22 protein-coding genes are annotated in these 24,786 nt (G+C 72.4%); 9 read left to right on the top strand and 13 right to left on the bottom strand.

Going from position 1 to position 24,786, the window contains the following annotated elements; all coding sequences use genetic code 11:
* Positions 1 to 12 precede the first annotated feature (12 nt).
* A complete protein-coding gene (locus ACZ68P_RS02415; protein ID WP_471001352.1) occupies positions 13 to 615 on the bottom strand; it encodes a hypothetical protein in 603 nt (200 codons plus the stop codon).
* 157 nt (positions 616 to 772) lie between these two features.
* Here ACZ68P_RS02415 and npdG point away from each other — a divergent pair, with 157 nt between their 5' ends.
* Positions 773 to 1,471 (top strand): NADPH-dependent F420 reductase, encoded by a 699-nt coding sequence (npdG, locus tag ACZ68P_RS02410; protein WP_471001349.1) that lies wholly within the window; start codon positions 773 to 775, stop codon positions 1,469 to 1,471.
* A 12-nt stretch (positions 1,472 to 1,483) separates the two neighbouring features.
* Complete coding sequence (locus ACZ68P_RS02405) at positions 1,484 to 1,708, top strand: hypothetical protein (protein WP_471001346.1); 225 nt, start codon at positions 1,484 to 1,486, stop codon at positions 1,706 to 1,708.
* 6 nt (positions 1,709 to 1,714) lie between these two features.
* Here ACZ68P_RS02405 and ACZ68P_RS02400 read toward each other — a convergent pair whose 3' ends face one another.
* Positions 1,715 to 2,509 (bottom strand): site-2 protease family protein, encoded by a 795-nt coding sequence (locus ACZ68P_RS02400; RefSeq protein ID WP_471001343.1) that lies wholly within the window; start codon positions 2,507 to 2,509, stop codon positions 1,715 to 1,717.
* A 98-nt stretch (positions 2,510 to 2,607) separates the two neighbouring features.
* On the opposite strand from ACZ68P_RS02400, the gene ACZ68P_RS02395 reads away from it, so the two are divergent.
* Positions 2,608 to 6,312 carry an AfsR/SARP family transcriptional regulator gene (locus ACZ68P_RS02395; RefSeq protein ID WP_471001340.1) on the top strand — a complete coding sequence of 1,235 codons (3,705 nt, stop codon included), beginning with the start codon at positions 2,608 to 2,610 and terminating at the stop codon, positions 6,310 to 6,312.
* 13 nt (positions 6,313 to 6,325) lie between these two features.
* Here ACZ68P_RS02395 and ACZ68P_RS02390 read toward each other — a convergent pair whose 3' ends face one another.
* The 3 genes from ACZ68P_RS02390 to panB all read right to left on the bottom strand — a co-directional run bounded on the left by ACZ68P_RS02390 (position 6,326) and on the right by panB (position 9,140).
* Complete coding sequence (locus tag ACZ68P_RS02390; RefSeq protein ID WP_471001337.1) at positions 6,326 to 7,189, bottom strand: ABC transporter permease; 864 nt, start codon at positions 7,187 to 7,189, stop codon at positions 6,326 to 6,328.
* A complete protein-coding gene (locus tag ACZ68P_RS02385) occupies positions 7,186 to 8,178 on the bottom strand; it encodes an ATP-binding cassette domain-containing protein (RefSeq protein WP_471001334.1) in 993 nt (330 codons plus the stop codon). The genes ACZ68P_RS02390 and ACZ68P_RS02385 overlap by 4 nt, the downstream gene beginning before the upstream one ends.
* A 98-nt stretch (positions 8,179 to 8,276) precedes the next feature.
* Positions 8,277 to 9,140, bottom strand: coding sequence for a 3-methyl-2-oxobutanoate hydroxymethyltransferase (panB, locus tag ACZ68P_RS02380; protein ID WP_471001331.1), 864 nt, complete (start codon positions 9,138 to 9,140; stop codon positions 8,277 to 8,279).
* A gap of 194 nt (positions 9,141 to 9,334) precedes the next feature.
* On the opposite strand from panB, the gene ACZ68P_RS02375 reads away from it, so the two are divergent.
* From ACZ68P_RS02375 to ACZ68P_RS02360, 4 genes are all read left to right on the top strand, one after another.
* Entirely contained in the window at positions 9,335 to 11,077 is a 1,743-nt protein-coding gene (locus ACZ68P_RS02375) for an MFS transporter (protein WP_471001328.1), read from the top strand.
* Between the two features lie 245 nt (positions 11,078 to 11,322).
* Positions 11,323 to 11,907, top strand: coding sequence for a TetR/AcrR family transcriptional regulator (locus ACZ68P_RS02370; protein WP_471002400.1), 585 nt, complete (start codon positions 11,323 to 11,325; stop codon positions 11,905 to 11,907).
* 204 nt (positions 11,908 to 12,111) lie between these two features.
* Positions 12,112 to 13,134, top strand: coding sequence for an endonuclease/exonuclease/phosphatase family protein (locus ACZ68P_RS02365; RefSeq protein ID WP_471001325.1), 1,023 nt, complete (start codon positions 12,112 to 12,114; stop codon positions 13,132 to 13,134).
* 159 nt (positions 13,135 to 13,293) lie between these two features.
* Positions 13,294 to 14,535, top strand: coding sequence for an MFS transporter (locus tag ACZ68P_RS02360; protein ID WP_471001322.1), 1,242 nt, complete (start codon positions 13,294 to 13,296; stop codon positions 14,533 to 14,535).
* Here the strand turns inward: ACZ68P_RS02360 and ACZ68P_RS02355 are convergent.
* Positions 14,501 to 16,261, bottom strand: a complete 1,761-nt coding sequence (locus ACZ68P_RS02355; RefSeq protein WP_471001319.1) for an NAD+ synthase — start codon at positions 16,259 to 16,261, stop codon at positions 14,501 to 14,503. The two genes, ACZ68P_RS02360 and ACZ68P_RS02355, sit on opposite strands and share 35 nt — an antisense overlap.
* Before the next feature lie 180 nt (positions 16,262 to 16,441).
* Here ACZ68P_RS02355 and ACZ68P_RS02350 point away from each other — a divergent pair, with 180 nt between their 5' ends.
* Complete coding sequence (locus ACZ68P_RS02350) at positions 16,442 to 17,263, top strand: alpha/beta fold hydrolase (protein ID WP_471002397.1); 822 nt, start codon at positions 16,442 to 16,444, stop codon at positions 17,261 to 17,263.
* Here ACZ68P_RS02350 and ACZ68P_RS02345 read toward each other — a convergent pair.
* The 4 genes from ACZ68P_RS02345 to ACZ68P_RS02330 all read right to left on the bottom strand — a co-directional run bounded on the left by ACZ68P_RS02345 (position 17,248) and on the right by ACZ68P_RS02330 (position 19,590).
* The gene (locus ACZ68P_RS02345; protein ID WP_471001315.1) at positions 17,248 to 17,667 is read right to left on the bottom strand and encodes a CBS domain-containing protein; all 420 of its coding nucleotides are present in this window, start codon (positions 17,665 to 17,667) and stop codon (positions 17,248 to 17,250) included. The genes ACZ68P_RS02350 and ACZ68P_RS02345 overlap by 16 nt on opposite strands.
* 127 nt (positions 17,668 to 17,794) lie before the next feature.
* On the bottom strand, positions 17,795 to 18,451 hold the full coding sequence (locus ACZ68P_RS02340) for a DUF305 domain-containing protein (RefSeq protein WP_471001311.1): 657 nt from the start codon (positions 18,449 to 18,451) through the stop codon (positions 17,795 to 17,797).
* Complete coding sequence (locus ACZ68P_RS02335) at positions 18,448 to 19,095, bottom strand: DUF3105 domain-containing protein (protein ID WP_471001308.1); 648 nt, start codon at positions 19,093 to 19,095, stop codon at positions 18,448 to 18,450. The genes ACZ68P_RS02340 and ACZ68P_RS02335 overlap by 4 nt, the downstream gene beginning before the upstream one ends.
* 78 nt (positions 19,096 to 19,173) lie before the next feature.
* The gene (locus ACZ68P_RS02330; RefSeq protein WP_471001305.1) at positions 19,174 to 19,590 is read right to left on the bottom strand and encodes a hypothetical protein; all 417 of its coding nucleotides are present in this window, start codon (positions 19,588 to 19,590) and stop codon (positions 19,174 to 19,176) included.
* A gap of 234 nt (positions 19,591 to 19,824) precedes the next feature.
* Here ACZ68P_RS02330 and ACZ68P_RS02325 point away from each other — a divergent pair, with 234 nt between their 5' ends.
* Entirely contained in the window at positions 19,825 to 21,186 is a 1,362-nt protein-coding gene (locus tag ACZ68P_RS02325) for a glutamine synthetase family protein (protein WP_471001302.1), read from the top strand.
* Between the two features lie 111 nt (positions 21,187 to 21,297).
* Here ACZ68P_RS02325 and ACZ68P_RS02320 read toward each other — a convergent pair whose 3' ends face one another.
* The 3 genes from ACZ68P_RS02320 to ACZ68P_RS02310 all read right to left on the bottom strand — a co-directional run bounded on the left by ACZ68P_RS02320 (position 21,298) and on the right by ACZ68P_RS02310 (position 24,786).
* Positions 21,298 to 22,527, bottom strand: a complete 1,230-nt coding sequence (locus ACZ68P_RS02320) for a tyrosine-type recombinase/integrase (RefSeq protein ID WP_471001299.1) — start codon at positions 22,525 to 22,527, stop codon at positions 21,298 to 21,300.
* Between the two features lie 77 nt (positions 22,528 to 22,604).
* Complete coding sequence (locus ACZ68P_RS02315; RefSeq protein WP_471001296.1) at positions 22,605 to 22,835, bottom strand: helix-turn-helix transcriptional regulator; 231 nt, start codon at positions 22,833 to 22,835, stop codon at positions 22,605 to 22,607.
* A gap of 475 nt (positions 22,836 to 23,310) precedes the next feature.
* A complete protein-coding gene (locus tag ACZ68P_RS02310) occupies positions 23,311 to 24,786 on the bottom strand; it encodes an ATP-binding protein (RefSeq protein WP_471001293.1) in 1,476 nt (491 codons plus the stop codon).

The raw sequence follows: 24,786 nt of genomic DNA, 5'->3' as shown, positions 1-24,786 counted from the left end.
GAAGCGCTCCCGCTACCAGCGCGGAGGCGGGGGAGCCGTCAGATGGTCCGCCAGCCGGGAGAGGCGGTCACGGAAGCGGCGCCGGCCGCGCGGCGACGGCAGGCTGTTCTCGCCGGCCGCGGCGCTGACCAGGTGCTGGACCAGGTCCAGGTCGACATCGGCCGCCGGGTCCACGGTCAGCGCCTCGTGGGCCAGTCCGCGCACCTCCGGATCCCCGCGGTCCAGGGCCATGACCGTCGCCCCCGCCCGCCGGGCGTCGTGGACGCGTTCCAGGAGCCCGGCGTCCGGCCGCTCCGGCGCCACCATCAGCAGCGTCGCCCCGCGCCCCGCCGACTCCAGACGGCCGAGCCCCACCGCCAGATGGGCCGGGTCGCCCGGCCGCGCCCGGTGCCGTACCAGCGTGGGCGCCAGCTCCGGCAGACCCGACCAGGCCGCCTCGTCCACCAGATGCGCCGCCAGATGCCACGGCTCGTACTCCGCCGTCCCCACCAGCAGCAGACCGCCCCGGTGCGGCACCACGGACGACCGGAGGGTGCCCGCGAACCGCCGGGCGGCGCGCGGCCACTCGGTCCCGGCGAGCACGTCCCGCAGCAACGCGACGCGTACGGCATCCATGGGGCCGCATCCTGCCTCAGCCGGCCCCCGCGCGCGGCCGGTTGCCCGGGGTTCCACCCGTACGGGACTCCGGGCCCTTCCGGTCGTACGGGACGCCCGACGGTTCCCGGCCCGAAGGGGATGGGGGCCGGAGCGACCGGCCAGTAATGTCGGGGCCATGACTTCCACGAACCCCACCCCCGCGCCCAAGGACCCCTGGGACCTGCCCGACGTGTCCGGACTGGTCGTCGGCGTCCTCGGCGGCACCGGCGACCAGGGGCGCGGCCTCGCCTACCGGCTCGCCCAGGCCGGCCAGAAGGTGATCATCGGATCCCGCGCCGCCGACCGCGCCCGCGCCGCGGCCGACGAGCTCGGCCTCGGCGTCGAGGGCGCGGACAACGCCGAGTGCGCCCGGCGCAGCGACATCGTGATCGTCGCCGTCCCGTGGGACGGGCACGCCGACACCCTGAAGTCCCTGCGGGAGCAGCTCGCCGGCAAGCTCGTCGTCGACTGCGTCAACCCCCTCGGTTTCGACAAGAAGGGCGCCTACGCCCTCAAGCCCGAGGAGGGCTCGGCCGCCGAGCAGGCCGCCGCGCTGCTGCCGGACTCCCGCGTGGCCGCCGCCTTCCACCACCTCTCCGCCGTCCTGCTCCAGGACGCCTCCATCGCCGAGATCGACACGGACGTGATGGTCCTCGGGGAGGAGCGTGCCGACGTCGAGATCGTCCAGGCGCTCGCCGGCCGGATCCCCGGCATGCGCGGCGTCTTCGCGGGCCGGCTGCGCAACGCCCACCAGGTCGAGTCGCTCGTCGCCAACCTGATCTCCGTCAACCGCCGGTACAAGGCGCACGCGGGCCTGCGCGTCACCGACGTCTGAGCGCCTCCGGGCATGGGGGACACTGGACGGGCACCATCAGCCGTACCCGGACAGGAGCCGACCCCCATGCCCCGCCTCGCTCTCTACGCCCTCGCCGTCTGCGTCCTCGCCGTCGTGGCGGCGGTCGTCTCCTTCGTCTCGGGCAGCTGGCTCGGCGTGATCTGGGTGCTTCTCGCCGGCCTCTCCTCCAACATGGCCTGGTATTACCTCCGACGCGCCCGGATCCAGGGGTCCTGACCCCCCTCAGATCCGGCAGAGCTCGGGCGTCTCCTGCCAGAAGCGGTAGAGGTTCGATCCGCAGTAGCGGGAGATCTCCGGCACACCGAGCGCCCGCATCAGCGCGTCGATCGCGTCGAAGAACGCGCCGTTGACCGCCGGGACGAAGAGCAGCGCGATCACGACGAAGAAGCCGTACGGGGCGTACGGCTCGATCTGGCGCTTCACCTTGTACGAGAGCCAGGGCTCGACCACCCCGTAACCGTCGAGGCCCGGCACCGGCAGGAAGTTCAACAGCGCGGCCGTCACCTGGAGGAACGCCAGGAACGCCAGCGCGTACCGGAAGGCGAGCGGGACGCCGTCCAGCGCGTCCAGCCAGAACGGCGCCGTGCACACGATCGCGAACAGGACGTTGGTGAGCGGGCCCGCGGCCGAGATCAGGCTGTGCTTCCAGCGGCCCTTGACCCGGCCCTGCTCGATGAAGACCGCGCCGCCCGGCAGACCGATACCGCCCATGATCACGAAGAGCACCGGCAGGATGATGCTCAGGACGGCATGGGTGTAGGCGAGCGGATTCAGCGTGAGGTAGCCCTTCGCGCCGACCGTGATGTCCCCGCCGTGCAGGGCGGTGCGGGCGTGCGCGTACTCGTGGAGACAGAGCGAGACGACCCACGCCGAGGTCACGAAGAGGAAGACCGCGAGCCCCGGGGAGGCCGCGAAGCCGGTCCACACGGCCCAGCCGGTGACGCCCATGACGGCGAGGATCGCCAGGAAGACCGGGCTGATCCTGCGCTCGTGGCTGCGGGTGGTGGCCGTGGACATCGGTGGGACTCCCTGGGAAGCGGCGGGTGTGTGCGAGGAACGTGCCGGGGCGGGGGTGAGTTCCTGCGGTGATCCCCGGCTCACGGAGAATAGGGCCTGTGCGCTATTCCGTCCTCGGCCCCACCCAGGTCCACACCGCTCACGGGATCCCCGTCGCGGTCGGCGGGCCGCGGCTGCGCGCCCTGCTGACCGTCCTGGCGCTGCGAGCGGGACGGACCGTGCCGGTCGCCCTCCTCGTCGAGGAGGTGTGGGGCGGGGAACCGCCCGCCGACGCCGCCGCCGCGCTCCAGGCCCTGGTGGGCCGGGTACGGCGGGCACTCGGGCGCGAGGCCGTGATCTCGGCGGACGGCGGCTACGCCCTGGCCGCGGGCCCCGAGGACGTCGACGCGCACCGCTTCGAGCGGCTGGCGGCGGAAGGGGCGCGGGAACTGGCGGCGGGCGACCCCGCCCGGGCCGCGGCCCTCCTCGACGAGGCGCTCGGCCTGTGGCGGGGACCTGCCCTCGCCGACCTGCCCGACCGGGCCGCGGAGGCCACGCGCTGGGAAGCCCGCCGACTGGACGCCCGGCGCGCCCGCTTCGGGGCGGCCCTGACCCTCGGCGACGCGGCCTCGGCCCTTCCCGAGCTGATCGCACTCTGCGAGGCCCACCCCCTCGACGAGCCGCTCCAGGCCCTGCGGATCCGGGCCCTGCGCGACACGGGGCGGACGGCGGAGGCGCTGCTCGCCTACGAGACGCTCCGCCGAGCGCTCGCCAACCGCCTGGGCACCGACCCCTCCCCGGCGCTGCGCGCCCTCCACGCGGACCTGCTCTGCCAGGAGACCCCGACGGCGCCTCCGGAGCCCCGGGGCGTGAAACGGCCGGGCGGCCCCGGCCCGTCCGCCGGGACCCCACGGGCCAGGGCGTCCGAAGGCGGGCGGGCGGGCCCCGCCGCCGACGCGCCGGTGGCCGGCTCGGGTGGGACCGTCGGTGCCGTCGGTTCCGGTACCGCCGGTTCCGGAGCCGCGTCCCGGCGGAGCACCGCCGGAGGTTCCTCCTTCACAGCCACATCCGATGCCGATTCCGTATCCGGCTCCGGCCGGTCCGCCGTCCGGACGACCGGTGCCCCGCCGCCGCCCCTGGCCGTCGTCGGCAACCTCCGGGCCCGGCTGACCAGTTTCGTCGGCCGCGAGGACGACATCGCCGCCGTACGGGACGACCTGACGCGCGCCCGCCTGGTCACCCTCCTCGGCCCCGGCGGGGCCGGCAAGACTCGGCTCTCGCAGGAGGCCGCCGAACGCGCGGCCGGCGCCGGAGAGTGGCCGGACGGGGTCTGGCTGGTCGAACTCGCGCCCGTCACCGATCCGGAGGCGGTGCCGGAGGCGACGCTCGGCGCCGTCGGCGCGCGCGAGACCGTGCTGCGCGGCGCGGGCGCGGAGGAGCTGCGCGGAACCGACGACCCGGTGGGGCGGCTCGTCGAGCACTGCGCCGCCCGGCGGATGCTCCTGCTGCTCGACAACTGCGAACACGTCGTCGGCGCGGCGGCGGAGCTCGCGGAGACCCTGCTGGCGCGCTGCCCGGGCGTGACCGTGCTCGCGACCAGCCGCGAACCGCTCGGGGTGCCGGGGGAGTCGGTCCGCCCGGTCGGCCCGCTGCCCCAGGACACCGCGCTCCGGCTCTTCGCCGACCGGGGGGCGGCCGCGGGGACCGGCTTCCGGATCGAGGACGATCCGCGGGCCGCCGAGGAGATCTGCCGGCGCCTGGACGGCCTTCCCCTGGCCATCGAACTGGCCGCCGCACGGCTGCGGATGCTCACCCCGCGCCAGATCGCGGACCGCCTGGACGACCGCTTCCGCCTGCTCACCTCGGGCGCCCGTACGGTGCTGCCCCGCCAGCAGACCCTCCGCGCCGTCGTCGACTGGTCCTGGGAGCTGCTGGACGAATCCGAACGGGCGGTCCTGCGCCGTCTGTCGGTCTTCAGCGGCGGCAGCGACCTGGAGGCGGCCGAGGCGGTGTGCGCCACCCCGGACCAGGCCGGGCCCCAGGCCCCGGCCGGCTCCGCCCCCGGGACCGGAGCCCCCGGGACCGGAGCCCCCGGGACCGGAGCCCCCGCCGCCGCCGGGCCGGCCGGGGCGTCCCGTACGGCCGGCGCTCACGCCGGACCCGCCGCCGGGCAGGTCCTCGACGCGCTCGGCTCCCTTGTCGACAAGTCGCTCGTCATCGCCGCGCCCGTCGACGGCGGTGACATGCGCTACCGCCTCCTGGAGACCGTCGCCGAGTACGCGGCCGAGCGGCTCGACGAGGCGGGGGAGCGGGCGGCGGTCGAGCGACGGCACCTCGTCCACTACCGCGAGGTCGCCCGCACCACCGACCCCGAGCTGCGCGGCGGCGGGCAGGTCGCGGCCATCGCCCGCCTGACCCGCGAGTACGAGAACCTGCGCACCGCCCTGCGCCGCGCCGTCTCCGCCCGCGACGAGCACGAGGCCCTCAGCCTCGTCCACTCCCTGCTCTGGTACTGGCAGATGCGCGACCTGCGCGCCGACGCCCTGCACTGGGCCGAGGCCGTCGCCGCCCTCGGCCCCGACCCCTTCGAGCCCTCGGCGCCGCCCGTCGTACCGCTCCACGAACCCGTCACCGCCGCTCCGCCCCCGCTCGACGAGGACCGGTTGTGGGAGGCCCGACGCGGGGTGCGGCTGGTCGAGCTGCTCAACATGGACCACCAGAACGGCACCTGGATCACCCCCGAGGGCGGGGAGCGGCTGCGCCGGATCACCGCCAGGTACCGCCCCGGGCTGCCGCAGACCTGCCGACTGCCCGGCTCCTTCGCCGTCTTCGCCGTCCTGCTGACCGGCGAGGTGGGCCGGCTGCGGGAGATGCTCGACACCACCGTCGAGGCATGCCGCGCCTACGGCTACGACTGGGAACTGGCCAACGCCCTCCAGCTGCGCGCCAACGTCTCCGCCAACCGCAGCGAATGGGCCGGCGAGGCGAGCGCCGACGCCGACGAGAGTCTGAAGATCTTCGTCCGCCTCGACGACGCCTGGGGAGCGGCCGAGGCGCTCTCCTCGCGGGGCGAGGCACGGGAGAAGCGCTGCGAGTACGAGGACGCCGCCGAGGACTACGCGGCCGCCATCGGCTACGCGGAACGGATCGGTGCCCAGTCCCAGAAGGCCCTGCTGCGGGCCCGCTACGCGGACATGCTCAACGTCACCGGACGGACCGAGGAGGGCGAGGCGATCCTGCGCGAGGTCCTGGAGGCCGGCACCGCCCGCGGCCACGAGCCGATGATCGCCGCCCGGCTCTTCCTGGCGCTGTACCTCGGCCGCACCGGTCGGACCGCCGAGGCCCGCGAGCATCTCCAGGCGGTCCTGGAGGAGTTCAGCTCGGAGACCCTGTCGATCTTCGGCGGCTTCACCCTCGGCAGCCTGGCCTGGCTGGACAACCTGGACGGGCGCTACGAGTCCGCGTTCCCGCTCGCCCGGCAGGCCATGGAACGCTCCGTCGGCCCGCTGTCGATGGTGGTCGCGCCCCAGATGCCGGCGGTCCACCTGGTCACCGCCGCCTGGTCGCTGGCCGGCCTCGGCGGCGCCTGCGCCGAGATCGGGGCCCGGCTGCTCGGAGCCCGCGCCGGGCTCCTCCCGCAGGGCCATCTGCTCTCGCCCCCCGAGCGGGAGAGCCTGGAGGCGGCCACCCGGCTGGCCCGGTCCGCCCTCGGCGACGCCGCCTACGACACGGCGTACGCCGCGGGCGGCGGCCTCTCCCTCGGGGAGGCCACCGCCCTGCTCGACCGCGCCGCCGACGCGATCACCAGGCGCGCCGAGTCCTGAACCCCCGTACGGCTCAGGTCTTCTTGCGGAACTTGGCGACCGCGAGCGGTGCCGTGACGACCGTGATGAGCAGCGCCCAGCCGAGGGTCATCCACACCGACTCGGCGACCGGGCCGCCGTTGATCAGGTTCCGCGCCGCGTCGGCGAGGTTGGAGAGCGGGTTGTAGTCGGTGAAGGTCTCCAGCCAGCCGGGCATCGAGGTCGGCGGGGCGAAGATCGAGGAACCGAACTGGAGCGGCATCAGCACGATCATGGCCATCCCCTGGACGGCCTGCGCCGTCTTCATGGTGAGCCCGAGCAGGATGAAGATCCACATCAGCGAGGCGCCGAACACCATGGACAGGCCGATGGCGGCGAAGAGGTCCAGGATCGAGGTCCTGATCTCCAGGCCGAGCAGGAAGCCCATGGCGAGCAGGATGGCGACGGCGACCAGCATCCGGCCGATCTCGACGACGATCTTCGCGATGAGGACCGAGGACCGGGCGATCGGCATCGTCCGGAAGCGGTCCATGACCCCCTTCTTGAAGTCGTCGTTGATCCCCGTGCCGACGGCCATGGCGATGTTCATGCCCATCATCGCCATCAGACCGGGAACCACGTAGTTCACGTACTCCTGGTTGTTGCCCTTGCCGGAGATCGCGCCACCGAAGACGTACACGAAGAGCAGGACGAAGATGATCGGCATCAGGACGACGTCGAACATCGACTCGGGGTCCTGCTTGATCTGCAGGGCGTTGCGCCGGACCAGGGCACCGATGTGGCGGAGGTTGGCCCGCAGGCCGATCCGGCCCTCGCCGCCCCGCCCGTCGCGCGCCGGGGCGGGGCCCGACGTGTCGACGGGGGACGTGGCGGGCTGTGTGGTCGTGGTGGCGCTCACGCGGCGACCTCCTCGGGAATCGCGTCGGACAGGGACGTCTTCTGGCCGGTGATGGCCAGGAACACCTCGTCCAGACTGGGCAGATGGGTTCCGATGTGGGCGATGGCGAAGCCGCGCGCGCCGAGCAGGCCCACGACCGCTGTCAGCTGCTCGTCGCTGAGGATCGGCACGTACAGCGCGCCCTCGTCGGGGACGACGGTCGAGCCGGCGATGCCGTCGAGGCCGGTCTCGCGCAGGGCGTCGGCCATGGCGGGCAGGTCGGACGGGTCGACCGGGCGGAGCTTGAGGGTGCGGCCGCCGACCCGCGCCTTGAGCTCGTCGACCTTGCCGTTGGCGATGACGCGACCGCGGTCGATGACGGTCAGCTCGCTCGCGAGCTGCTCGGCCTCTTCCATGTACTGGGTGGTGAGCAGGACGGTCACACCCTCGGAGACCATCCGCTGCACCTCGTCCCACACCTCGTTGCGGGTGCGCGGGTCGAGGCCCGTGGTGGGCTCGTCCAGATAGAGGACGGCCGGCTGCCCGATCATCGAGGCGGCCAGGTCGAGCCGGCGGCGCATGCCGCCGGAGTAGTTCATCACGGGCCGCTTGGCGGCCTCGGTGAGCGAGAAGCGCTCGAGGAGGTCGTCGGCGCGGCGCCGGGCGTCACCCCGTGAGAGATCGAGCAGCCGCCCGATCATGTAGAGGTTCTCCCAGCCGGAGAGCTTCTCGTCGACCGAGGCGTACTGACCGGTGAGGCCGATGGTCCGGCGGAGCTGGCGGGGCTGCCTCACCACGTCGTAGCCGGCCACGACGGCGGTCCCGGAGTCCGGGACGATCAGGGTGGAGAGACAGCGGACGAGCGTGGTCTTGCCGGCGCCGTTGGGGCCGAGGACCCCGAGGACCGTGCCCTCCCGGACATCGAGGTCGACCCCGTCGAGGGCCTTCGTCTCGCCGTAGTGCTTCACGAGGCCTCGTACCTCGACGGCGTTGCGTGCGGATCGCGTCATGGCCCCCACTAGACCAGGCACCACTGACAAACCGCCGACAGACGACCGACAGCCCGCCGATGGGGGAAGTCGGCGGGCTGTCGTTGGTGCCGCGGTGGCTAGTGGAAGGTGTGCTCCTCGGCGGGGAACGCCCCGCCGGCCACGTCGTCCGCGAAGGCGCGCGCGGCGTCGCCCAGCGTGCGGCGCAGGTCGGCGTACTGCTTGGTGAACCGCGGCACCTTGCCGCCGGTCAGCCCCGCCATGTCGGTCCAGACGAGGACCTGGGCGTCGGTCTCGGGTCCGGCGCCGATGCCGATGGTCGGGATGTGCAGGGAGCGGGTGACCTCGGCGGCCAGCTCGGCCGGTACGAGCTCGAGGACGACCGCGAACGCGCCCGCGTCCTGGGCCGCCTTGGCGTCGCGGAGGAGCTTGTGCGCGGCCTCGTCGGAGCGGCCCTGCACGCGGTAGCCCATGGTGTTCACCGACTGCGGGGTCAGGCCGAGGTGGGACATGACCGGGATGCCGGCCTGGACGAGCAGCTCGGTCTGCGGCAGCGAACGCTCGCCGCCCTCCAGCTTGACCGCCCCGACGCCGGCGTCCTTGACGAGCCGCGTGGCGTTGCGCAGGGCCTGGACGGGCCCTTCCTGGTACGAGCCGAAGGGCAGGTCGCCGACGACGAGGGCACGCTTGGTGCCCCGCACGACGGCGGCGGAGAGCAGCGTCATCTCGTCCATCGTGACGGGCACGGTGGTGTCGTAGCCGAGATGGCAGTTGCCCATGGAGTCGCCGACCAGGACGACCGGGATGCCGGCCTCGTCGAAGACGGACGCGGTCATCGCGTCGTAGGCGGTGAGCATGGGCCACTTCTCGCCGCGGGTCTTGGCGGCGGCGATGTCGTGGACGGTGATGCGGCGCGTGCCCGTCCCGCCGTACAGCGCCTTGCTGCTGTCGGGGGAGTTCTTGGAGGCAGCCTGAAGCGTCATGGTGAACGGCTCCTTCGTCATCTCGAGGCGCCCTGACGGCGTCCCCGGACCACGTCCATGGTGGCACTTCGCGCGGGAGTGGGTGGAAGTGGGCCGGAGTGGCGCTGTTCACACGACCGCAACGATGGCGCAAAGCAGAGCAAAGGATTCCTATACGAGACGGTCTCGTATCGAAATCTCGTTACGCTGGTCGCATGCCCCAGCCGCCCCACTCCACCGCACCGCCGTCCCGCCCGTCGCCGCCCCGCGTGCCCGACGCGGTCCACCGCCGCCGGTGGGCCGTCCTCGGCGTGCTGATGCTCAGCCTGCTGATCGTCGTCCTCGACAACTCGATCCTGAACGTCGCGGTGAAGACGATCGCGGCCCCCGCGCCCACCGGCATCGGCGCCACCCAGAGCGAGCTGGAGTGGGCGATCAACTCCTACACGCTGGTCTTCGCCGGTCTCCTCTTCACCTCCGGCCTCCTCGGTGACCGGCTCGGCCGCAAGAAGGTCCTGCTCTTCGGGATCACCGTCTTCGGCATCGGCTCCGCGCTCGCCGCGGTCTCCGGATCGCCCGCCGAGCTCATCGGTTACCGGGCGGTCATGGGCTTCGGCGCCGCCTTCGTCATGCCCGCGACGCTCGCGATCCTGATGAACGTCTTCGAGCGCGACGAGCAGCCCAAGGCGATCGGCATCTGGGCCGGCAGCGTCGGCCTGGCGATCGCGATCGGCCCGATCACCGGCGGCGTCCTGCTCGAACACTTCTGGTGGGGCTCGATCTTCCTCGTCAACGTCCCGGTCGTGGTCCTCGCCCTGGCGCTGATGATGTGGCTGGTTCCGGACTCCAAGGACCCGAAGCCGGGCCGGATCGACGTCCCGGGCGTGCTGCTCTCGGTGGTCGGCCTCGTCCTGCTCGTGTACGGGATCATCCGCGGCGGCGAGCTGGCGAACTTCACGGATGGCACCGTCCTCGCCCCGCTCCTCGCGGGCCTGGCGGTCCTCGTCGGCTTCGTCCTGTACGAGCGGCGCAGCGACCACCCGGCGATCGACATGGGGTACTTCCGCAAGCCCGCGTTCTCCGCCGCCGTCGCCGCGATCGCCCTGGTCTTCTTCGCCCTCATGGGCGTGACCTTCTTCTCGGCCTTCTACCTCCAGAGCGTGCGCGGCTACAGCGCGCTCCAGTCCGGTCTGCTCATCCTGCCGCTGGCCGTCGCCCAGATGATCTTCGCGCCGCGCGCCCGGCTGGTGGTCGAACGCTTCGGCGCGAAGGCGGTGTGCACGGCGGGCATGGTGGCCGTCGCCGCGGGACTGGCCGCCTTCGCCTTCTTCGACGCGTCGACGCCCGTCTGGGTCCTGGAGATCGTCTTCTTCCTCCAGGGCGCCGGAATGGCCCACATCATGCCGCCGGTGACGGTCTCGGTGATGCAGACCCTGCCGAGGGAGAGGGCCGGGTCCGGCTCGGCGATCAACAACACCTTCCGGCAGGTGGGCGGGGCGCTGGGCGTCGCCGTCCTCGGGTCGGTGCTCTCCACGACGTACCGGGGCGGGATCGAGGGCCATCTGACCGGCCTGCCGCCGGCGCTGCGGGCGGCGGCGGGCGAGTCGATCGAGGCCACCCTCGGCGTCGCCGAGAAGCTGGGCCCGCCCGGGAAGGCTCTGGTGGCGCCCGCCTACGACGCCTTCCTCGACGCGATGCACGTGACGGCGACCGGCTCGGCGGCGGTCGCCCTGATCGGCGCGGTCGTGGTGGCGGCGTTCCTCCCGGGGCGCGCGCCGGCGGACGGTGCCGGCGGCGACGAGGGGGCGGAGGCGGCGGGCGGTGCCGGCGGGCCGGGCGACGCGGCGGTGAGGGGCTCCGCCTCCGGGGCGGGCGGTCCGGCCGGCGGGGACGGCGACACCGCGCGGCCCTCCGTGCCGGGACCCTCCGCCGGGACGGGAGAATCGGCTCGGCGATAGACCGAGGTGACCTGCGGTGACGGCGAGAGATGGAGCGGAACGTGTCCCTGGATGACGGCGGCGTCCCCGCAGACCCACGCGACGGCCACGAGCCCGCCCCGCGCGAGGACGTGCCTACGGCCCCCGCGCGCACCCCGCCCGAGGACGGGCCCGCTGCCCCCGGCCCCGCCTCGGGCGCCGGACCCGCCCCGCGCCCGGACCCGCCCGCGCCGCCCGGCCCCGCCGCGGCGTCCGACGCCGGGGCCGTGCCGCGCCGGGGGCGGCCGCGGACCGAGGGGGTCGAGCAGGCCGTCTTCGCGGCGGCGATCACCCTCCTCGAGGACGGCATCCCGCTGGCCGATCTCTCCATCGAGAAGATCGCCCGTGGCGCCGGCGTCGGCAAGGCGACCATCTACCGCCGCTGGCCCGGCAAGGAGGAACTCTTCGTCGACCTCCTGCGCTCCGTCGAACCCCCGGACCCCGTGCTGCCCGGCGCCTCCGTCCGCGACGACCTCGTCACCCTGCTCGAGTCGCTGCGGCGGCGCGGCCTGGCCAAGCGGACCTCCGCCCTCCTGCACAACGTCTTCTCGCAGATGCGGTCCTATCCCCGGCTCTGGGACGCCTACCACCACACGGTCATCGAGCCGCGCCGCCGCATGGGCCTGGACGTGCTGCGACGCGGGGTGGAGACCGGGGAGATCCGCGCCGACCTCGACATCGAACTGGTCAACGACCTCTTCGTCGGACCGCTGCTGCTGCGCACGATCATCCGGCCGGGTGCCACGCTCGACCCCGGCCTGCCGGAACAGGTCGTCGACGCCGTCCTCGCGGGCGTCCGCCCCCCGGCCTGACCGGCCCGTACGAATGTGCGCGTTCTGTCACAGCCCCGGCGCACGCGCCCCGCGCAGGAACCCGCCGCGCGCCTTCCGTCGTCCCTCGGGGCAGTGCGACCGGCCCGTCATCACCTAGGGTCGACGTCGGGTCCGAGAAGGTGGCACGACGCACCACGCACGACGGCAAGGCAGCACGGCAGCAAGGCAGTGAGGACAGCGGACATGGCGCGGGTGGACATGGCGGAGACCGAGAACGGCGGCGCACGGGACGAGCGCTCCGCCTCCCGGGTCCGATCGGCGTTCGACCGCTGGCGGGGCGACCGGGGCATCTGGCGCCGCGGCATCCTCCTCGCCGTCTGCGCGGCCGTGCTCACGTTCCTGATGATCTTCCACGCCGAGATTCCCAACCGGATCGGCAACCTCGGCAGCCTCACCGAGACCTTCCTCCCCTGGCTCGGCCTCCTCGTGCCCGTCCTGCTCGTCCTGGCCCTGCTGCGGCGCTCGGCGACCGCGCTGATCGCCCTGCTGCTCCCGGCCGTGGTCTGGCTCAATCTCTTCGGCGGGCTGGTCACCGACAAGTCCGCCGCCGGCGGCGACCTCACCGTCGCCACCCACAACGTGAACGCCGACAACCCCGACCCCGAGGGCACGGCCCGCCAGATCGCCGCGTCCGGCGCCGACGTGGTGGCCCTCGAGGAGCTCAAGGGCGAGATGGTCCCGGTGTACGAACGGGGCCTGGCCGACGCGTATCCGTACCACTCCGTGCAGGGCACCGTCGGGCTGTGGAGCACGTATCCGCTGACGGACACGCGCGAGGTCGACATCAAGATGGGCTGGACCCGCGCCATGCGCTCCACCGTCGACACCCCCAAGGGCGAGGTCGCGGTGTACGTCGCCCACCTCCCGTCGGTACGGGTCAAGCTGAACGCCGGGTTCACCGCCAACCAGCGGGACGACAGCGCCGACGCGCTGGGCGAGGCCATCGCCGGGGACCCGAACGAGCGCATCGTGCTGCTCGGCGACCTCAACGGCACCATGAACGACCGCTCGCTCAACGCCGTGACGTCCCAGATGCGCTCCACCCAGGGCGCCTCCGGCGACGGCTTCGGCTTCAGCTGGCCGGCGTCCTTCCCGATGGCGCGGATCGACCAGATCATGGTGAAGGGCCTCGAACCGGTGTCCTCCTGGTCGCTCCCGCAGACGAAGAGCGACCACCTCCCGATCGCCGCCCGCGTCCGGCTCTGACTGACACCGGGCGGCCCCCGGCATCTCCGCCGCCGGCCGCGTGGCCGGGCGGCACGGGCGGCCGCCCGCCCGAAACCTCGCCCGGTCGAAGCCGACGGGAACATTCCACCTGAGAGTATTTGTTCCGACGAAGAACTAACGTCCGGAAAGGCTCTCCTCATGCCCCTGGCGCTGCTCGCGCTCGCCGTCTCCGCCTTCGGCATCGGCACCACCGAGTTCGTGATGATGGGCCTGCTGCCCAACGTCGCCGGCGATCTCGGCACCTCCGTCCCCACGGCCGGCCACCTCGTCTCCGCGTACGCCATCGGGGTCGTCATCGGCGCCCCGCTGCTCACCGCCCTCGGCTCCCGCGTCCCGCGCAAGCGGATGCTGGTCCTGCTGATGGCCCTGTTCGTCGTCGGCAACCTGGCCTCGGCGCTCGCGCCCGGCTTCGGCTGGCTGATCGCGGGCCGGGTCCTCGCCGGCCTGCCGCACGGCGCGTTCTTCGGCGTCGGCGCGGTCGTGGCCGCCCGCCTGGTCCCCGAGGACCGGCAGGCGCGCGCGGTCGCCACGATGTTCCTCGGCCTGACGGTCGCCAACATCCTCGGCGTGCCGGCGGCGACCCTGCTCGGCCAGCACCTCGGCTGGCGTGCCACCTTCCTCGTCGTGACCGTCATCGGCCTGCTGGCCATGGCGGCGCTCGCCCGGCTCGTTCCGTACGTCCCCGTCGAGTCCCACCAGAGCCTCGGCCGTGAGATGCGCGCGCTCCGCCGCCCGCAGGTGCTGCTCGGACTGCTGACCGCCGTCTTCGGCTTCGCGGGCGTCTTCGCCGTCTACTCCTACCTCGCCTCGATGACCACCGAGGTGATGGGCTTCGGCGAGTCCTCCGTCACGCTCGTCCTCGCCCTCTTCGGCATCGGCATGACCGCCGGGGCGCTCGCCGCGGGCCCGCTGACGGACCGGGCGCTGCGGCCGACCCTGTACGGCTCCCTCGGCGCCCTCGCCGTCGTCCTGGTCGCCTTCCGCTTCACGATCCACGTGCCGTGGCTGGCGCTCGTGACCGTCGTCGTCCTCGGCGCCGTCGGATTCATGACCACCACCCCGCTCCAGATGCTGGTCATGAACAAGGCGAAGGACGCGCCCACCCTGGCCTCCGCCTCCAACCACTCCGCGTTCAACCTCGCCAACGCGGGCGGCGCCTGGGCCGGCGGCGCGGCCGTCGCCGCGGGCTGGGGCTGGACCTCGCCGACCCTCGTGGGCGCGGGCCTGGCCGTGCTGGGCCTCGCGATCGCCGCGGTGGCGGGCGCCGTGGACCGGACGGGCCGTACGGCCGAAAGGGCCTCCCGCGTCGTCGCGGGAAGCCCCTCGGTGGCCGCGCCCGAGCGGGTCAGCGGGCCGTCGACTCCCGCCAGCGGTTCGTGATCGGCAGGCGGCGGTCCTTGCCGAAGCCCTTCGCCGAGATCTTCGTGCCCGGCGGGTACTGGCGCCGCTTGTACTCCGCGGCGTCCACCATCCGCAGCGTCCGCGCCACCAGCTCCTCGTCGAAGCCCGCGGCGACGATCGCGTCCTTGCCCTGGTCACGGTCGACGTACAGTTCGAGGAGCCGGTCCAGGACGTCGTAGTCCGGCAGCGAGTCCGTGTCGACCTGCCCCGGCCGCAGCTCGGCGCTCGGCGGCTTGGAGATCGAACTCTCCGGGATCGGCGGCGTCAGACCGCGCTCCTCGGCCGCCCGGTTGCGCCAGCGCGCCAGCCGGAACACGGTCGACTTGTAGACGTCCTTGATGGGGCCGTACGCGCCCACCGAGTCGCCGTACAGCGTCGAATAGCCCACCGCCAGCTCCGACTTGTTGCCCGGCGCGAGGACGATGTGACCCTCCTGGTTGGAGAGGGCCATCAGCATCGTGCCGCGCAGCCGGGACTGGAGGTTCTCCTCCGCGAGGCCGGTGAGGCCGAGCGATCCCATGTACGCGTCGAACATCGGCTCGATCGGCACCGTGCGGAAGTCGAGCCCGGTGCGGCGTGCCAGCTCGGCCGCGTCGCTCCGGGAATGGTCCGAGGAGTACTTCGACGGCATGGAGACGCCGTGGACGTTCGCGGCCCCGACCGCGTCGCAGGCGATGGCGGCGACGAGCGCCGAGTCGATTCCGCCCGACAGGCCGATCAGGACGGAACGGAAGCCGTTCTTCGCGACGTACGCCCGCAGGCCGACGACCAGCGCCGAATAGATCTCCTCGTCGTCGTCGAGCCGGTGGGCGTAACCGCCCGTCAGCTCCGGCTCGTACGCCGGCAGCGGGTCCTCGGAGAGGACCACGCGGTCGATCCGCAGCCCGTCGTCCACCACACCGGTCGGCGCGTCCGCCGCCGCGGCCGGCAGGTCGAGGTCGAGGATCACGCTGCCCTCGGAGAACTGCGGGGCACGGGCGACGACTTCGCCGCTCGCGTCGACGACGATCGAGTCACCGTCGAAGACGAGGTCGTCCTGGCCGCCCATCATCGCGAGATACGCCGTGACGCAGCCCGCCTCCTGGGCGCGCTTGCGGACCAGTTCGAGCCGGGTGTCGTCCTTGTTCCGCTCGTACGGCGAGGCGTTGACAGACACCAGGAGGCCGGCGCGCGCACTGCGGGCCGCCGGGACCCGGCCGCCCTCCTGCCACAGGTCCTCGCAGATCGCGAGCGCCACGTCGATCCCGTGGACGCGCAGGACGGGCATCGTGTCGCCGGGCACGAAGTAGCGGAACTCGTCGAAGACGCCGTAGTTGGGCAGGTGGTGCTTGGCGAAGGACAGCACCACCTCGCCCCGGTGCAGGACCGCGGCGGCGTTCTGCGGGGCCCCGGCGGGCTGGCCGTACCTCGGCTGCGCCCGCTCGGAGCGGTCGAGATAGCCGACGATCACGGGAAGGTCCCCGAAGCCCTCGTCGTCGAGCCGCCGGGCGAGCGCCCGCAGGGCGGCCCGTGACGCCTCGACGAAGGACGACCGCAGCGCGAGGTCCTCGACGGGGTAGCCGGTCAGCACCATCTCGGGGAACGCGACCAGATGCGCGCCCTGCGCGGCGGAGTGCCGGGTCCAGTGGACGATCGCCTCGGCGTTCGCGGCGAGATCGCCGACGGTCGAGTCGATCTGATTCAGAGCGAGGCGTAGTTGAGGCACCCGCCCAGTGTAATCGTCAAAGCGACGCGATGTCCTGGGGTACGGCCCTCAGGACCCCTCGGCGGCCACCCCCGCACGCCCTCGGAAGGCCCGGCGGCGGCCGCCGGGCCGCCGCATGGCAGGCTGGCGGGACTACTCGCCGACTCGTGGCAGGGGGCGTTCTTGCGGGTGTTCGTACGGATCGGAGGCGTGGCCCATCACGTCGTCGTCGAGGGCTCCGGGCCCGTCTGCGTCCTCAGCGCCGGCCTCGCCATGAGCTGGTTCGACTGGGACCCGGTCGTCCCGCTGCTCACCCCGCACCGCACGGTGGTCCGCTTCGACCGGCCGGGACACGGCCTCTCCGCTCCGGCCACCGTGGCGCCCGACGCCGCGGGGGAGGCCCACCGGATCGCGGCCCTCCTGGACGCCCTGGGCCTGCCGGGCCCGGCCGTCGTCGTCGGGCACTCCATCGCCGGATTCCACGCGGAGGCCTTCGCCCGGCTGTGCCCCGACCGCGCCGCCGGAATCGTCCTGGTCGACTCGTCCGTCGAGGAGCACACCCGTACGCCCGCGGCCCCCGCCCTGCGCACCGCCGCCGCGCGCGGGCTCGGAGCCCTGGTCGGCGCCGTCGGCGCCCCGGCAGCCGCGGGGCCCGCCGTCCGCCGCGCCGCCGTCCGCCTCTCCCGCGCCTCGGGCGGCGACCCGGCGCCCGCAGCGCTCCTGCGCCGTGTCTACGGCACCTCGCGCGTCCTTCGGGGAGCGCTCCTGGAGAACACCCACTACCGCGCCGTCGCCGCCGAACTCCTCGCCCTGCGCGAGCGCTTCCCGATGCCCGACGGCGTCCCCGTCGCCGTCCTCGCCGCCCCCGACGGCTCGGCCCGCTGGGCAGGCCGCCAGCGCGCACTGGCCCGGCGGCTCGGCGCCCGCTACGAGGCGGTCGAACCGTCGGGCCATCTGATGATGCTGGACCGCCCCGACGCCGTCGCGCGGGCGGTGCTGACGCTCGGTCAGGATGTGGCGTAGACGCGCGTACAGAACTCCTTGATCTGCTCGTCGTCGAGGTGCTGCGCCAGATCGGCCTCGCTGATCATCCCGACCAGGCGCTTGTTCTCGATGACGGGGAGCCGCTTGATCTGGTGGCCCGTCATCTCGTCGAGGACCTCGCTCACGTCCGAGCCGGCGTCGATCCAGCGCGGGGTGCCGTGCGCCATCTCGCCACAGGTGACCTTCGACGGGTCGTGGCCCGCGGCCACACAGCCGACGACGATGTCACGGTCCGTGATGATGCCGCAGAGCCGCTCGTCCTGGTCGGCGATCGGCAGCGCGCCGACGTTGAGGTCCCGCATCATCTGCGCCGCGCGGTCGAGCGTCTCGTGCCGGGGGATCCAGGTGGCCCCGGAATGCATGATGTCCTTCGCCGTGGTCATGGGGTGCGTACCTCCGTAGAACGTCGTCGTACCTACGTCCCCGAGCCCCCACCATTCTCCGCGTACGCGACGACCCCCGCGACCGGTGAGGGTCGTGGGGGCCGTCGTGCCGTGCGGGCCGCGGGCGTCAGGCGCGCGGCTTCGCGCCCCGCTTCGCCAGCAGGTGCGCCATGAGGGAGATCTCCGACTCCTGGGCGTCGACCATGCCCTGCGCGAGGCTCCGCTCGACCTCCACCGAGCACTTCTCCACGCAGCCCCGGGCCATGTGGACACCGCCCACGTGGTGGTCGGTCATCAGCTGGAGGTAGAGGATCTCGGCCTCCTTGCCGTCCGCCTTCCGCAGCCGGTCCAGCTCGGTCCGGGTCGCCATGCCCGGCATCAGCGCACCGTCGGCCGGAGCGGCGTGGCCGTGCCCGCCCATGCCCATGCCCATCCAGGCCATCGGCTCGGTGCCCGACTCGACCTTCGGCAGGGCCCACAGGTCCAGCCAGCCCAGCATCATGCCGCGCTGGTTGGCCTGGGTGTTGGCGATGTCGTACGCCAGCCGGCGCACCTCCTCGTCCGTCGTACGGTCCCGGACGATGAACGACATCTCGACGGCCTGCTGGTGGTGGACCGACATGTCACGGGCGAAGCCCGCGTCCGCCGAGTCGGACGCGGGCGTGCTCGGCGCCTCCTCGCGCTGCGCGGAGGCGACCGTGACCGCGCCCCCGGCGAAGAGCAGCGCGAGGACGACGGCGGTGATCGCCGCCCACTGCGTACGGGTGGGCCGGACGCCGCTCACTGGCCGATCCCGCCGGTGCAGGCGGCGCCCGGCTCCGGGGTCTGCGGGCCCTGCACGTACTTCGTGAAGAAGGCGTCCACGCGCGGGTCGCTCGCGCCGTCCACCGTCACCTGCTTCCCCCACGCACTCAGCATGATCGCGCCGGCCTGGTCGTCGACCGGGCTCATCAGGGAGTACGGGGTCTTCCCGACCTTGTCGGACAGCTTCTTCACGTCGGCCTCGGCGGCCTTCTTGCTGTACGTGACCCAGACGGCGCCGTGCTCCAGCGCGTGCACCGCGTTCACCTCGGCGATCGGCGCCTTGTAGACGTCGCCGTCGCAGTTCTGCCAGACCTGGTCGTGGTCACCGCCGACCGGGGGCTTCATCGGGTAGGTGACGGCCGTGGTGACGTGGTTGCGGCCGAGCTTCTTGGCGTCCCAGGACTTCTCGTCCTTGATGGGGGCCTTGGCGACGGCCTCCTTCTGCTCCTTCTTCTCGGACTCCTCGTTGAGCACGTAGGCGCCGAAGCCCACGAGGCCCAGCACGACGACGCCGGCGACGCCGATCGTGAGGAAGCGGTTGCGGCGCTCGCGGGCCTGCTCGGTGCGGCGCATCTCCTCTATTCGGGCGCGGCGGTCGGCGGTGGAGGAGCGGTTGGCGGCCATGGTGATGTCGTCCTTCTTCGGTGAGGGGTGTCATGACGTGCGTGGCGTACGGGAAGAGCGGTGAGGCAGATCCGGCCGCTACGTCCGCAGGACTTGAAGGACGTGCAGGTCCGGCGGGCGCGGCTGCGCGCCGGAGCGGGGCGCCCGGCCGGGGTGGTGCGGCGTGTCGAGGCGCGGGAGACGGCCCTCCGCGTGCGGCGGCGGGTCGAGCGGCGGCGCGGTGAGCACCGCCGGGCTCAGCGAGGGGAAGAGGGAGCAGTCGCCGCGGTCGTACGGGCAGACGTACGCGTCGGCCCGGGCGCCGAGCGCCACCCGCGCCTCACCGGGGTGGTGGGCCGGGACGGCGAGCGTCACCCGGCGTTCCCCCGCGTGGTGCGCCGGGGCGTCGGTGGTGCCCGCGCAGACGAAGAGCGCGGCGAGGAGCGTCGCCACCGCACTCACCAGTGCCGTGGGACGCGCGTGCCGAGGCGGCCGTACGAGCCGCGGGGCCCCCATGGGCGGAGATCGTAGTGGGAGAAGGCCGTCCGTGGGCCGGACGGGGTACCGATCGATACCGGAGGCGGCGGGCGGGCACCCGGAATCGGCCGGTCCCCCGTTACCTGCGTCACAGCGACCAGGCACTATGGGTATGCAACGTGCGCGAAACCATGTGGTGGGATGCTCAGGTGCCCCCCGATGTGCCCGAGGCGGTGGGAACAGGCGGCCTGACCAGCAAAGATGGGTGTGGAAATGGACAAGCAGCAGGAATTCGTGCTCCGGACGCTCGAGGAGCGTGACATCCGGTTCGTGCGGCTGTGGTTCACCGACGTGCTGGGCTTCCTGAAGTCGGTGGCCGTGGCACCCGCCGAGCTCGAGCAGGCCTTCGACGAGGGAATCGGCTTCGACGGCTCGGCGATCGAGGGCTTCGCCCGTGTATACGAATCGGACATGATCGCCAAGCCGGATCCGAGCACCTTCCAGATCCTGCCCTGGCGCGCTGAGGCCCCGGGCACGGCCCGGATGTTCTGCGACATCCTGATGCCGGACGGTTCGCCGTCCTTCGCGGACCCGCGCTTCGTCCTGAAGCGCATCCTGGCGAAGACCTCGGACCTGGGCTTCACCTTCTACACCCACCCCGAGATCGAGTTCTTCCTGCTGAAGAACAAGCCGCTGGACGGTTCGAAGCCGACCCCGGCCGACAACTCCGGCTACTTCGACCACACCCCGCAGAACGTGGGGATGGACTTCCGCCGCCAGGCGATCACGATGCTGGAGTCCATGGGCATCTCGGTGGAGTTCTCCCACCACGAGGGTGCGCCGGGCCAGCAGGAGATCGACCTGCGCTACGCCGACGCGCTCTCCACGGCGGACAACATCATGACCTTCCGCCTGGTCATGAAGCAGGTCGCGCTGGAGCAGGGTGTGCAGGCGACGTTCATGCCGAAGCCGTTCTCGGAGTACCCGGGCTCGGGCATGCACACCCACCTCTCGCTCTTCGAGGGCGACCGCAACGCGTTCTACGAGTCGGGCGCGGAGTACCAGCTCTCCAAGGTGGGCCGCTCCTTCATCGCGGGCCTGCTCCGCCACGCCGCCGAGATCTCGGCGGTCACCAACCAGTGGGTGAACTCCTACAAGCGCATCTGGGGCGGTTCGGCCCGCAGCGCGGGCGCGGGCGGCGAGGCCCCCTCTTACATCTGCTGGGGTCACAACAACCGCTCGGCCCTGATCCGCGTCCCGATGTACAAGCCGGGCAAGACGGGCTCCTCGCGCGTCGAGGTCCGCTCCATCGACTCCGGCGCCAACCCCTACCTGACCTACGCGGTCCTCCTCGCGGCGGGCCTCAAGGGCATCGAGGAGGGTTACGAACTTCCGGCCGGCGCCGACGACGACGTCTGGGCCCTCTCGGACGCCGAGCGCCGCGCGATGGGGATCGAGCCGCTGCCGCAGAACCTGGGCGAGGCGATCGCACTGATGGAGAAGAGCGAGCTGGTGGCGGAGACGCTGGGCGAGCACGTCTTCGACTTCTTCCTGCGCAACAAGAAGCAGGAGTGGGAGGAGTACCGCTCCGAGGTGACCGCCTTCGAGCTGCGGAAGAACCTTCCGGTGCTGTAAGAGCAGGTCAGGGCGGGTGTAGCCCCGAAACGACGATCAGGGCCAGCGGCTGACTGCCGCTGGCCCTGAGTCGTCTCAGACGCCTTGGGCCGTCTGTGGGCCGTCCGACGTCTAACCGAGCGCCCCGTACATGTCGTCGACGGCTCCGCGCGTCCGCCCCTCGCTGCTCGGCATGAGGTGCGTGTAGACCCTGAGCGTGAAGCCGGGGTCACTGTGGCCCAGGTACGTACTCAGCGCCTTGATGTTCTCCCCCGCGTCCAGGAGGACGGAGGCGTAGAAGTGCCTCAGGGCGTGCATCCCGTGCTCGCGGGCGGCCTGGTGGCGCTCGCCCTCCTCGGGCTCGGGAAGGACGCCGGCCTGGACGAGCGCGCATTTCCAGACCCGGGTGTTGAAGTCGGTCCGCCGAACGGCGCCGCCACCCGTGAGCGAAAAGAACAGCCGCTTCGTGACGAGTGGCCCCTCGGGGCTTGCCCACGGCAGGGTGACGTCAACAGGCGGGAATTCCTCGGCGTGCTCGCGGAGAACTCGGGCGACCTGGCGGGGGAGTGGCACGTCACGCTCCTTTCCGCGCTTTGGCGGGCCGAATACGAGGTGACCGTTGACCACCTTCACCTGATTCGCCACGTGAAGCCATCCGGTGTCAAACCTGACGTGCTCCTCGGCAAGACCGAAGATCTCCCCCTGCCTGAGCCCGCACCCGCCGCCGACGTCGACCATCGCCTGGTATCGCCTGGGCAGCGCCGAGCGCACCGCGAACAGCACATCCGGGGTCCACGGTTTCACCCGGGGCAGTACCGGCGCCGGCGGCCGGACCGAGCGTGACGTGCACGGGTTCTTGGCGAGCAGCTCGTCGTCCACGGCCGCGGCGAGCACCGCCGAGACGCTGGCGAAGATGACGCGTCGGTACGAGGACACGGGCAGGGCCGTCTCCAGCTCCTTGAGCCAGTCACGGATGTGCTCGGGCCGGAACGAGTCGAGCGGCCGAGTCCCGAGGTACGGGAACGCGTGGCGCCGAAGCTGCACGTTGACGGCCGTGCGCGTTGTCGGGTCCGTCGTCTGAGAAGCGAGCCACCTTTCGCCGTACTGCTGGAACGTGGTCCGGCCGGCGGCGGGGTCGATGTAGTGGCCCCGGGACATGTCCGCCTCGATGCGAGCGAGCCACTGGGTGGCGAGGCGCTTCTGCTTGTCGGGGAAGCTCTTGGACTTCTCGGTGCCGTCGGGGCCGATGTAGCGGGCGCGGTAGCGGAGCCCGAGGCCGTAGCGGTCGGTCTTGACCTGGCGCGTCTTGCCGTCGGAGCCGGTCTCGGTCTTGAACCAGCGGTCTTGGATGTGGCCTGCCATGCGTGGCTGCGGTCCCTTCAGCTACGGGGAAGGCCCGTGGAGCTCCTGTGGGAGCGCCACGGGCCGAGGAGAGAGGATCAGGCGGCAGCGTCGAGGTCGCTCTGCTGAACGACCCAGGACTGGACGGCGGCGGGGTCGTAGCGGACGTGGCGGCCGACGCGGAATCCGGGTGGGCCGGTGCGCTGCTTGCGCCAGTGGTAGACGGTCTCGATGGGGACGCCGAACAGCTCGGCGATGTCCTCGGGGGTGAGGTAGCGGTCCGGCAGACCGCCGCGGAGCGCGGAGCGTGGATCGGATGTGGGCGACACTGGATGGCCCTCCGGGGATTGCAGTGACGTCGGCTCTCCCGCCTCGGGCGGCTGCCTCTGTCCGAGGTGAGGATTTCTGCGTCATCGCGTCATCTGCGTCTTTCGCGCGTCTGACCTGCGGTTTCGTTCGACGCAGGAACCGGTTCGTGTGTCATAGGCCGTGTCACTGCCTGCGTCACGCCATGACGCAGGGGACGCGGAGTGACGCACGGATTCGCTCCTGCGTCAGCGCCGTAGCCCCAGGTCACGAGCCACACGCGGGGCCGTCGTGACGCGGGTGACGCAGCGCTTCCCTTCTTAGGAAAAGAAGAGGGGTGGTGTCTGTGGTTGTGCGGGCCTCAGGGTGAGAAGAGGGGAGCCGCTTCGCGGCGAGTCCGTTGGGCGGCGGCGAGCCGCCGAACAGCAAGAGGAGCACCCCTGGCCGGGGGCGGGGGTGCTCCTCTTGCTTGTGCGTGAGCCGGTGTGGCGGGGCGGGTCAGAACATCGGGTTGGGCTGCTCCGGGGCCGGGGCGGCGCGGCGGGTCATTTCGACGTACCGGGCGGTGGCGGTGCGGCCCCAGTCGACCAGGACGCCCCTGGCGGCGAGCGTCGGCTGGAGACGCTTCAGTCGGTCGGAGAGGACCTTGCCGGTGGTGGGCCACCCCTTGGGCAGGGGACGGCATTCCTCGCCGCTGTAAAGGGCGGTGAGGGCGTGCAGCCACTCCGAGGACGTCATCCGAACGTCCGCGCCCGGAGCGAGGCCGGCGGCGTGCTTGAGGACGGTCTGCGCCAGAAGGTCGCCCTCGATGACGTCGTCGTTGAGGTCGTCCAGGCTGGCCCGGTAGGCGTCCAGCGCCCCAAGGCCGGTCGCGGCGTCGAGCTGCGCGCACAGGTGCGCGAAGTCGGCCATGCGCAGGTCGGTCGGGATGTCGGCCTGAGCGGCGCGGACCTTGACGGTCAGGTCGAGGAGCGAGCCCAGGATGACGGGCAGGGCTTCGTCGTACTCCGCCCACAGTTCCGCCTCGGTGCGCCGCACGCGGGGGCGTTCCAGGCGCAGCGGCAGGAGGCGTTCGGCGAGGTCGGGGCGGATCACGCCGACGTCGATGCCGGTCAGCAGCATCGGGCGGCGGTAGCGGGAGCGGACGACGTCGCCGTCGGTGAACAGGGCGCGCTTGACGCTTTCGGCGCCGGTGACGATGCAGCACATGGCGTCGGACAGGTCGGGGGTCATGTGGGAGAGGTTGTCCAGGGCGGTGACCCATCCGGCGGCGACGGCCGCGATCAGGTTCTCCTCGTCCTTCGGAGCGCGGCGCAGGTCGCCACTCATGCCCTCGATGATCCGCACGAGCATCCGGCCGCCGGTGGACTTGCCCGCGCCCTGGGGGCCGGTGAGGAACGGGGCGGGGACGGGCACGGACGGGCCGAGGCAGCCGATCAGCCAGGCGATGGCCAGGCACTCGGTCTCGGCATTGGCGAAGTTGCACAACCGCATCAGCAGGTCGATGCCTTTGCCGTTGGTGTCCTTGGCAGGCAGGGGCAGTTCCCCGGTGAGCTGGGTGCGCCGCCAGCACACCTCGCGCGGGGCGGGGACGGTGATGTCCCAGCCCGTGGGGTGGATGCGGACGGACTGTCCGTCGTTGCGGCCGAGGTCGAGCCAGGTTGCGCCGTCGAATCCGGGGGCGACGCGGATGTGAACCGGCTGTACGTCCTCGGTCAGCGCCAGGGCCTCGATGAGGTCGAGGGCTTCCTTAAGCGCGGTGCCGTTGAACACGCCGTGCCCGTCCTTGAACAGGCCGACCATGAGTTCTTGGCGGTGGCTGCCGGTGGTGCCCTGGGAGCGGATCGGGCGGGCGACGGGGTGTCCGTTCTTCTGGGCGTAGACGGTGCCGTCGGCGGTGCGGAAGTACCGGAAGTGGGCTTGGGCGTAGTCGGTGATGACTTCGCGGGCCGGGGTCTTCTCGTCGTCGGACAT

This window comes from Streptomyces sp. NPDC036822 (genome assembly GCF_055609145.1).
Note: the sequence above shows the minus strand (reverse complement) of the source record. Positions and strands in the feature narration are given on the sequence as shown.

What these genes read in the sequence shown, in the direction of transcription:
- ACZ68P_RS02415 (WP_471001352.1), bottom strand. Translation starts at nt 615, where the DNA reads ATGGATGCCGTACGCGTCGCGTTGCTGCGGGACGTGCTCGCCGGGACC.
- ACZ68P_RS02325 (WP_471001302.1), top strand. Translation starts at nt 19,825, where the DNA reads ATGGACAAGCAGCAGGAATTCGTGCTCCGGACGCTCGAGGAGCGTGAC.
- ACZ68P_RS02375 (WP_471001328.1), top strand. Translation starts at nt 9,335, where the DNA reads ATGCCCCAGCCGCCCCACTCCACCGCACCGCCGTCCCGCCCGTCGCCG.
- ACZ68P_RS02320 (WP_471001299.1), bottom strand. Translation starts at nt 22,527, where the DNA reads ATGGCAGGCCACATCCAAGACCGCTGGTTCAAGACCGAGACCGGCTCC.
- ACZ68P_RS02335 (WP_471001308.1), bottom strand. Translation starts at nt 19,095, where the DNA reads ATGGCCGCCAACCGCTCCTCCACCGCCGACCGCCGCGCCCGAATAGAG.
- npdG (WP_471001349.1), top strand. Translation starts at nt 773, where the DNA reads ATGACTTCCACGAACCCCACCCCCGCGCCCAAGGACCCCTGGGACCTG.
- ACZ68P_RS02360 (WP_471001322.1), top strand. Translation starts at nt 13,294, where the DNA reads ATGCCCCTGGCGCTGCTCGCGCTCGCCGTCTCCGCCTTCGGCATCGGC.
- ACZ68P_RS02330 (WP_471001305.1), bottom strand. Translation starts at nt 19,590, where the DNA reads ATGGGGGCCCCGCGGCTCGTACGGCCGCCTCGGCACGCGCGTCCCACG.
- ACZ68P_RS02345 (WP_471001315.1), bottom strand. Translation starts at nt 17,667, where the DNA reads ATGACCACGGCGAAGGACATCATGCATTCCGGGGCCACCTGGATCCCC.
- panB (WP_471001331.1), bottom strand. Translation starts at nt 9,140, where the DNA reads ATGACGCTTCAGGCTGCCTCCAAGAACTCCCCCGACAGCAGCAAGGCG.
- ACZ68P_RS02400 (WP_471001343.1), bottom strand. Translation starts at nt 2,509, where the DNA reads ATGTCCACGGCCACCACCCGCAGCCACGAGCGCAGGATCAGCCCGGTC.
- ACZ68P_RS02385 (WP_471001334.1), bottom strand. Translation starts at nt 8,178, where the DNA reads ATGACGCGATCCGCACGCAACGCCGTCGAGGTACGAGGCCTCGTGAAG.
- ACZ68P_RS02365 (WP_471001325.1), top strand. Translation starts at nt 12,112, where the DNA reads ATGGCGCGGGTGGACATGGCGGAGACCGAGAACGGCGGCGCACGGGAC.
- ACZ68P_RS02310 (WP_471001293.1), bottom strand. Translation starts at nt 24,786, where the DNA reads ATGTCCGACGACGAGAAGACCCCGGCCCGCGAAGTCATCACCGACTAC.
- ACZ68P_RS02405 (WP_471001346.1), top strand. Translation starts at nt 1,484, where the DNA reads ATGGGGGACACTGGACGGGCACCATCAGCCGTACCCGGACAGGAGCCG.